This is a genomic window from Tepidimonas sp. (genome assembly GCF_036824975.1).
Classification (GTDB): Bacteria; Pseudomonadota; Gammaproteobacteria; order Burkholderiales; family Burkholderiaceae_C; genus Tepidimonas.
Genome location: NZ_DAISZC010000128.1, coordinates 1 through 1,987, shown reverse-complemented (window position 1 = coordinate 1,987; position 1,987 = coordinate 1). Strand labels below are relative to the sequence as shown.

Genomic DNA, 1,987 nt, shown 5'->3' with positions numbered 1-1,987 from the left:
CCCGCTACGCCAGATGTGGCCATTGCTACGCCGGATGTAGCGCCTTCCTCTTTTATCTCCGCCCTCAGCGGTGAGTCCATCCGGGGGGCACTCACGCCCTCGGCCCCTGCATCCTCGGATGCCGCGCCCGCGGCCACGGGTGGCGCGGGTGGGCTCTCCCCTGGGGGTGGCGTGCCCGCCCTGCCGGATGACGTGCCCGACCATGTGCTGGTGGCGCAGCTCGTCGGCGCTCGGCTGGCCACAGAAGCCGATTTCGCGCGGGTGAACAAGGCGCGGATGCTGGCGCACCGGCTGGCGGGCCTGTTGGCCGTGCCGGATGGTCAGCGCGGGCGGCGGGAGGTGGCCAAGAGAATCGCCGCGGAGTTCGGGTTCAAGAGCTTCCAGCACGTGTACCGGCTGCTGGACCTCTATAAGAAAGGCGGGCTGATGGCGCTGGCGCGCCTGGGGCAGCGCAAGGACCGCGGGCAGGCGCGGGTGCTGGTGTCGGTGGCCTTCGAGTCGTGGGCGGCGTCGCACCCGGAGCTGGGAGAGCCTGCCGCGCTGGCGGAGAAGATGCTGCAGCTCACCCGCGCGGCGTGGGTGGGCGGGGCTTCAGGCGCCACGCAGGCGTGGCTGAAGGCCACGGCCGCGCTGGCCAAGGAGCTGATGGACGCGGGGCACGCGAGGGAGGCGGCGGCGGCGCTTTTGGGCCTGCCATGCCCGCGCCGGTTCGTGGAGGCCGAAGGCAGGAAGTTCCGCGTGGCGGGGCTGGCGAAGCGCGACGGCAAGGCGGTGTACGACCGGCATCTGGCGCCGGTGCCGCGCACGGCGGCGGGGCTGATGCCGGGGGATGTGGTGTGCGGGGATATCAGCCCGCTGGACATTCCGGTGGCGCGCAAGGATGGCAGCGTGGCCTACGCGCGGATGATCGCCTGGCACGACGTGGCCACGAACTGGCTGCATGTGGACGTTGTGCTGCTGGACAAGGGCGAGGGCATCCGCCGCGAGCACGTGGCGGCGTCGTTCTGCCGCATGTGCGAGACCGCACCTTTCGGTGCGCCGCGCCACCTGTATCTGGACAACGGCAGCGAATACAAGTGGGAGGAGCTGATCCAGGCGTGGGTGCAGGTGGCGATGCTGACCAAGCATGCGCTGCGGGTGGATTTGAATGAGCTGCTGCCGGAGCAGGCGCGGGTGACGCGCTCGATTCCCTTCCACCCGCGCGGCAAGCGGATCGAGGGGCGGTTCGGGAATCTGCATCAGCACCTGGCCTGGTGGTTCGGCTATGTGGGCGGCAACCGCATGGCCAAGAAGATCACGACGATGGGCAAGGGGGTGGAGGTTTCCGACTTTGCGCTGGTGCAAGAGTGGCTTCAGTTGACGCTGGAGGACTACCACACCACGCCGCAGCAGGCCGAGCACATGAAGGGGCTGTCGCCCATGCAGAAGCTGGAACAGGCGCGCGAGGCGGGCTGGAAGAAGGCGGTGATCGAGCGGGAAATCCTGATGCTGGCCTTTGCCGACCGCGAAATGCGCAAGGTGGATCGCGGCTGCATCAACTGGATGGGGCGCACGTGGTTCCACGACGAGCTGATGACGATCGATGGCCGGGTGGAGGTGGCCTGGCCGCGCATCGCCGCGCCGGAGTACGAGGGCTTGATCGTGCTGGATCCGCGCACGCAGCGGGTGATTTGCGTGGCGCAGCCGCAGGTTCCGGTGGGTCTGCTCGACCAAGCCGGGGCGAAGGAGGCGGCGCGGCGGCGCAAGGCGTTCCGGCTGCTGGTGGCCGACCGCGAGAGGGAGGCTGGCGGTGCGCTCGACGGCGCGGCTCTGGCCGGGGTGCGGGCGAAGGCGCTCGGATTGGACGAGACCCTGGCCGCCGTGGAAGCGGAGGCGGTGCGCATCGAGCCGAGCCCGGAGGCGCAGCAGTTGCGGCAGAAGTACCTGGAGGCGGTGGAGGCGCGGCTGAAGGAGACCACGCGCCGGGCCGCCGAGCGGGCCGCTGCGG

Annotated in this window: 1 protein-coding gene; it reads left to right on the top strand. The window is 70.2% G+C overall.

The features are described 5' to 3' along the window. Window positions 1–204: 204 nt before the first annotated feature. A partial coding sequence (locus V7Z54_RS09885; protein WP_334136245.1) for a hypothetical protein occupies window positions 205–1,987 on the top strand: 1,783 nt, incomplete at its 3' end.